Genomic DNA, 5,949 nt, shown 5'->3' with positions numbered 1-5,949 from the left:
GACTGCACCATGCCCGCACCCTGGTGCGAAGCACACCACATCACTTACTGGTCCCACGGCGGCACCACCTCAACAGAGAACGGCACCCTGCTCTGCAGCCACCACCACCACCTCATCCACAAGGAACAGTGGCGGATCGACATGGAAACCGGCGTCCCCTGGTTCATCCCCCCACCCCACATCGACCCACACCAAACACCCCGACGCAACCACCACCACACACCCCACAAAACACAAGAAAACGTCGGCAGAACAAAAACCCGCCCAACACAGGCGCCGGACGAAGACTCCCCGGGACCGCCTCAATAAAGGTGCGCGCGGAATGCACCGCGGGAACGGCGTGCGCGGGATGCCCCGCGGGCTTGGGCGAGCGTGAACTCAGCAAGCTCAAGCGCCCACGGTTTACCAGCAGACCGGCACGGCGGCAGAACCCGGTAAACCGTCAAACCGGCAGAACTGTCGAAACCCGCGAGGTTGGGACAGTCCCGCGGGCTTAGCGCGAGGCCGGCCAGCCGGTGTAGGACTCTGCGAGGTATGCCTTCGCGTGCTCGGAGGTGACCACCGAGTGCAGCTCACCGAGTTGGCGGGCGCGGTCGAAGTCGTCGGCACCCGGAACGGTGTGCAGCATGGACGTCATCCAGTACGAGAAGTGCTGGGCCTTCCACACCCGGTCCAGGGCGCGGTCGCTATAGGAATCCAACAGCGATGTGGAGCCCTTGGAGTAGAACGAGTCGAGGCCCTCAAAGAGCATTTTGACGTCGTGGATTGCCAGGTTGAGGCCCTTGGCTCCGGTGGGTGGAACAGTGTGCGCTGCATCGCCGGCCAGGAAGAGGTTGCCGTGACGCATGGGGGTGTGGACGAAGCTGCGGAAAGGCAGGACCATCTTCTCCAGAACGGGCCCTTCCTTGAGCTCAAACCCGTTGCCGTTGACGCGCTTGCGGAATTCGTTCCAGATGCGTTCGTCATCCCAGTCGGCCACGTTTTCCTTGGGATCGCACTGGAAATACATGCGCTGCACGGTTTCGGTGCGCTGGCTGATCAGGGCGAAGCCGTTTTCGGAGTTGGCATAGATCAGTTCGTCAGCGCTGCGCGGGGCTTCAGCAAGAATTCCGAACCAAGCGAAGGGGTACTCATGGAAGTACCACTTGCGGTTGGCCTCGGGAATCTGGAAACGGCAGTGGCTGCGGGATCCGTCGGCACCCACCAGGAAGTCGGCTTGGATTTCGAACTCCTGCCCGGCGGCGTCCGTGAACCACACCTTCGGCTTGCCTTCGAGGTCGTGAACCGTGGTGTCCGTGACGCTGTACCGGACGTCACCGCCGTCGGCCTCCCGCTTCGCGGCGAGGTCCATGAAAACGTCAGTTTGCGGGTAAAGCCACACGGATTCGCCGACGAGTTCCTTGAAGTTGATGCGGTGGCTCTCGCCGTTGAACCGCAGCTCGATGCCATCGTGCCGGTCGCCTTCGCGAAGCACCCGGTCTGAAACGCCGGAATCCACCAACAAGTTCACAGTGCCGTGCTCAAGAATTCCAGCGCGAACCGTCTCCTGGATGTCCTTGCGGCTCCGGATCTCCACCACTACGGACTCAATGCCCTGCTTGGCCAGCAGATGGGAGAGCATGAGGCCTGCGGGACCTGCGCCCATAATGGCCACTTGGGTGGTGATTGGTGTGCGTGCCATGGTTGTTCCTCGCTTCGTTGCGGATCCCGGCTTGCTCGGAAGCGGGATGAATCTGGAATCAGTGTGGCCCGCAACGGGTGATTGGCGTTACAAGAATTCCGTTGAACGGAAGCTTGATCAGTCGCCGAGCTGGCGTCCGATGCCACGGGCCGCCGTCTGGAGCGCGGGGACCAGCGCCTGCAGCCGCATTTCCGCAAGCGGGACCACAACACCCAGTGCCGCCACAGTGCGACGTTTGGCATTCATCACGGGAACGGCGATGCCCCACGTGTCAGGATCCACCACGCCCGCCAGTTGCACGAAGCCCTGCTGGGCCGCTTCGGCCAGGAAGTGACGCACGACGTCGGCCGTCACCTTTCCGGACGGATCCTGGAACTGCTCGAGGTACTCCGACTGTAGTTCTCGTGATTGGTGGGACATCAAGGCCAACCCTGCCGAGGAGATATGGACGGGCATTCTTCCGGCGATCCTGGCCCGGTTGGCAACTGACCCTCTCCGCGAGAGCCGCTCCACGAAGAGCGCCTCCCAACCATCCAGCACAGCAAGGTTCACGTTCTGGTTCAGGACCTGCTGGATATCCTCCATGAAGGGCATGGCGGCCTGGCGGAGGGCCAAGGTGGGCGAATTGCGGTTGACGAGTTCCCACAAACGCAGCCCCAGACGCACGGTCCCGCCCGCACCAAGATCCAGCAACCCATGCTCCGAGAGTTGGCGGACCAGTCGATGCGCCGAGGACAAGGGAAGCCCGGCCCGATCAGCCAGCTCGGTCAATTGGAGCGAGGTCACGCCCYCCGGAAAGGCCTCGATGACCCGCACCACGCGGTCAACCACGGAATCTCCTGATGCTGAGTTGGCCACGGCGCGCTCCTTTGCTCGTTGGTCGGCCGCTAGCTGGCGGTTGCTTATTGGGCGGTTGCTTGTGGGTCAGCGGGGACTGCTTTTTGAATAGTGGGTGACGTCCATGCCGCCGGACTCCTTCCATTCAATGGTAGAACGTGTGCCACGCAACATCGAGCGGTGATACAACTCTCATAACCGACCGAACGTTCTTTGGCTCAGGAATCAAGCCCAGGAATGAGTCAGCCAAGACCTACAACAACGAAGTACCGAGGACGCTATGCCAACGATGTCATCTGCCCGCCGCTCCCAATGGCCCGTGTGGCTATGCTGGCTGGCCATGGTCCTGGACGGCTTCGACCTCGTGGTCCTTGGAACGGTCATTCCCACGCTCATCAAGACCGGCGAGCTGGGCTTCGACGCTGTCGGAGCCACCTTCGCTGCCACCATCTCCCTGGTTGGCGTTGGTCTTGGAGCGCTTTTCATTGCGCCGCTATCGGACAATTTTGGTCGTCGGAAACTCCTGATCGCCTGCGTGGCAGGCTTCTCGCTGTTCACCATCGGCGTTGCCTTCGCCCCGAACGTTGCCGTGTTCTCGCTGCTCCGCCTGCTGGCCGGCCTCGGGTTGGGCGCTTGCCTTCCGGCCGCGTTGGCCTACATGAACGACTACGCCCCAGCCGGGTCAGCCGGGAAGTCCACCACCCGGACCATGACCGGCTACCACGTGGGCGCTGTAGCCACGGCCCTGCTCGCCATTTTCATTGTTCCCAACTGGCGGCTCATGTTCATCATCGGCGGCGTGGCTGGGCTGGTGCTGTTGCCGTTCCTCTGGGTCAAGTTGCCCGAATCGCTCCCGGAAGCAGCTCCTACCCAGGCGGCCGAGTCCAAGACCGGCGAGTCCAAGGAGGGCGAACCTACGGCGGGCGGATCCGCAAAGGCTGCGGCCGCCGTCGAACATTCCGCCGGCACCAAACAGAAGACCGGATTCCGCGACCTCCTGCAGAAGCCCTATCCTTTGGTGGCTGTTGGTATTGGCATTGCGTCGTTCATGGGGCTGCTGCTGGTCTACGGGCTGAATACGTGGCTGCCCCAACTGATGGCCGCCGCCGGATATCCCGTGAGCACCGGGCTGACACTGTTGCTGGTCCTGAACGTGGGCGCCGTGGCGGGGCTGTTCCTCGCCGGAATCCTTGCCGACAAGCATGGGACCAAGAAGATCGTGCTGTTGTGGTTCGGGTTGTCGGCGGTGCTGCTGGCCATCCTCAGCGTCAAGATCCAGAACGAATTCCTGCTCAACGCGGCCGTCTTCGTGACAGGCGTCTTCGTCTTCAGCTCCCAGGTGCTGGTGTATGCCTGGGTCAGCCAGCTCTTCCCGGCAAGGCTCCGCGGAACCGCCCTGGGCTTCGCTGCCGGGGTTGGCAGGTTGGGCGCGATCGTTGGTCCTGCGGTGACCGGGACCTTGGTGGCCGCGAATATCGCTTATCCTGCAGGCTTCTACGTCTTTGCAGCTGCCGGGCTCCTGGCCGTTGCCGCCCTGTTCCTGGTGCCGCATGAGGTCAAGGCCGCCGACACTTCCGTGCCGACCCGCCACTAGCTCGTCTTCACCACCCGGGGCTTACCGCCCGGCACTTACCGCCCAGGACCTACCGCCCAGGATTCAACGGCCCGGCACTTGACGCAGGGACTCGTGCGCTTTCCCGAGCAGCTGCGGACCTGCCGCAAAGCAGCGTTCAGTGGAGTTCTGCAGCGCGGGGAGTGCCAGGACCGCTGAGTCGAAATGGTCCTCCCGGATCATGGTTTCAATGGCCCGGCACTGGTTTTCCGTCTCCGAGGCCCCCACCATGGCGGAGGAAATCTTGAGGCTCAAGACCGCATCCATGCTGGCATCGGCATCGTGCAGGCAAAGGCCCGTGGAGATTCTGAGCATCCTGCCGGGCAGCATGGACAGGTATGTGGAGAGGAAACTGATGGCCGGCGCAGAGTCGTCCAACTCCTCAGCCAGCGCCTGCAGCTTGCACGCCTCCAGGACAGGTTCCGCTGCTATCCGGCGTGGATCAGCGTGACTCATCACCGCCCGAGAGTCACTCACTGCTTGCTGCCTGAGGCTCTGCGGCGGCTGATGGCGCGGTCTTGGCGGGGTCTTTGGTCCAGATCGAGGCGAGCATTCCGATGACCAGGATGGTGGGTGCGCCGTACATGAGGATGTTCATCACGATGGGTTCGCGAAGGGCCCGGATGGCGTTGCCGATTCCAGGGATGGTGGCGACGTGCTTGTCCACGGTTTTGCCCTGCAGGGTGGCGATCCAGGGGTCGATGCCGTTGTTGGCGTCGCCTTTGGTTTGGACTGCTACGCCGCCGTCGGCGGTGGTGGTGATCTCGGTGATCCGGTGGGTTTCCACCCGCTGGTCTTCGACCGGGATGTGGTAGGTGATGATGTCGCCGACCTTGACGTCGGTGATGGGGGTGGGGACGGTGACCACGACGTCGCCCGGGTTGATCAGCGGGGCCATGGATCCGGTGAGCATGGTGGAGGTCTGGTAGCCCAGGACGCGCGGGCCGATCGCGAGGAACAGGAACACCAAGGCTGCGAGGACCAGCATGCCCACACCGATACCCCTCACCAGTTTGCCGGCAACCCGGCGGAAGGTGCCGGTGGTGCTTGCAATGGGGGTGGCCGCTGCGGACTGCTTCACGACGGCGGTCTCAAGGACGGAAGGATCGACGGCGGCAGGCCCGGTCGCGGAAGCGACGGCGGCGGCGGCGGCGGCAGCAGGCTTCGCGGCGGAACGCCGGCCGTGAACTGCGGGAGTGGTGATGGTGCTCAGTGCGCTCATGCCTGGCGTTCCTTCCGGGTGGTGGTCGACTTCTGTGGGGAGCCTGCATCAAAGTCTGCGTGGCCCAGCTCAGGCTTCCTGCGGTAAATCCTCAAGGCTGGCTCAGGAATACGGCGGGCAAGAATACGGCTGGCCCAGAAATGTAGTTTCTCAGGAGAACTGCCAGGAAAACTGCCCGGAAAATACCGGCGGACCTGATCGGGCAGGGGGGCGCCCGACCAGGCCCGCCGGGGCTTGAGGGTGTTTCTGTTGCGGCAGTCGCAGCGGGCTGCCCGGGGTTACGGCGGGCTGCCCGGGGTTACGGCGGGCTGCCCGGTGTTAAAGCGGGCCCGGTGCTATAGCGGGCGGGCCGTTCGGGGTCAGCAGGGGGTGCTTCTTGGTGGTGAAATTGTCGCCGGTGCTGATCGGGCTGGGGTAGTGAATCCGATCAGACCCGGCGACGTTGTTGGTGCTTACTTGGTGGTTTCGGTGCGTTGGGTGCCGGTGAAGGAGAAGGCGATGGTGGACGTCGCGCCTTGGAAGTCGTTGTTGGCGGTGGTGGGGAACGCGGTGGTGACCTTGAGGTTGTCGGTCTTGGCCGAGGTCACGGAGGTGAGG

6 protein-coding genes are annotated in these 5,949 nt (G+C 63.4%); 2 read left to right on the top strand and 4 right to left on the bottom strand.

The genetic code is table 11. The features are described 5' to 3' along the window. On the top strand, positions 1–309 hold a 309-nt coding region (locus AB4Y77_RS22890), incomplete at its 5' end, for an HNH endonuclease (protein WP_442015452.1). 184 nt (positions 310–493) lie between these two features. Here the strand turns inward: AB4Y77_RS22890 and AB4Y77_RS22885 are convergent. Then, a complete protein-coding gene (locus AB4Y77_RS22885; RefSeq protein WP_311215304.1) occupies positions 494–1,681 on the bottom strand; it encodes a 4-hydroxybenzoate 3-monooxygenase in 1,188 nt (395 codons plus the stop codon). A gap of 117 nt (positions 1,682–1,798) precedes the next feature. After that, the gene (locus tag AB4Y77_RS22880) at positions 1,799–2,539 is read right to left on the bottom strand and encodes an IclR family transcriptional regulator (protein WP_442015451.1); all 741 of its coding nucleotides are present in this window, start codon (positions 2,537–2,539) and stop codon (positions 1,799–1,801) included. 259 nt (positions 2,540–2,798) lie between these two features. Between AB4Y77_RS22880 and AB4Y77_RS22875 the strand changes: the two genes are divergently transcribed. After that, positions 2,799–4,112, top strand: coding sequence for an MFS transporter (locus AB4Y77_RS22875; RefSeq protein ID WP_442015450.1), 1,314 nt, complete (start codon positions 2,799–2,801; stop codon positions 4,110–4,112). 63 nt (positions 4,113–4,175) lie between these two features. Here the strand turns inward: AB4Y77_RS22875 and AB4Y77_RS22870 are convergent, their stop codons facing one another. After that, complete coding sequence (locus AB4Y77_RS22870; protein WP_311215301.1) at positions 4,176–4,607, bottom strand: Hpt domain-containing protein; 432 nt, start codon at positions 4,605–4,607, stop codon at positions 4,176–4,178. Then, positions 4,600–5,352: a signal peptidase I gene (locus AB4Y77_RS22865; protein WP_442015449.1), complete on the bottom strand. Its 753-nt coding sequence runs from the start codon at positions 5,350–5,352 to the stop codon at positions 4,600–4,602. Before AB4Y77_RS22865 ends, AB4Y77_RS22870 begins: the two co-directional genes overlap by 8 nt. Positions 5,353–5,949 lie beyond the last annotated feature (597 nt).

It is taken from the genome of Paenarthrobacter sp. YAF11_1 (genome assembly GCF_052113445.1).
In the GTDB taxonomy this organism is placed as follows: domain Bacteria; phylum Actinomycetota; class Actinomycetes; order Actinomycetales; family Micrococcaceae; genus Arthrobacter.
This window is presented reverse-complemented; position numbering and strand designations above follow the sequence as displayed.

Excerpts from the sequence above, each read along its gene's own strand:
- AB4Y77_RS22885 (WP_311215304.1), bottom strand. The coding sequence starts at position 1,681 with ATGGCACGCACACCAATCACCACCCAAGTGGCCATTATGGGCGCAGGT.
- AB4Y77_RS22865 (WP_442015449.1), bottom strand. The coding sequence starts at position 5,352 with ATGAGCGCACTGAGCACCATCACCACTCCCGCAGTTCACGGCCGGCGT.
- AB4Y77_RS22875 (WP_442015450.1), top strand. The coding sequence starts at position 2,799 with ATGCCAACGATGTCATCTGCCCGCCGCTCCCAATGGCCCGTGTGGCTA.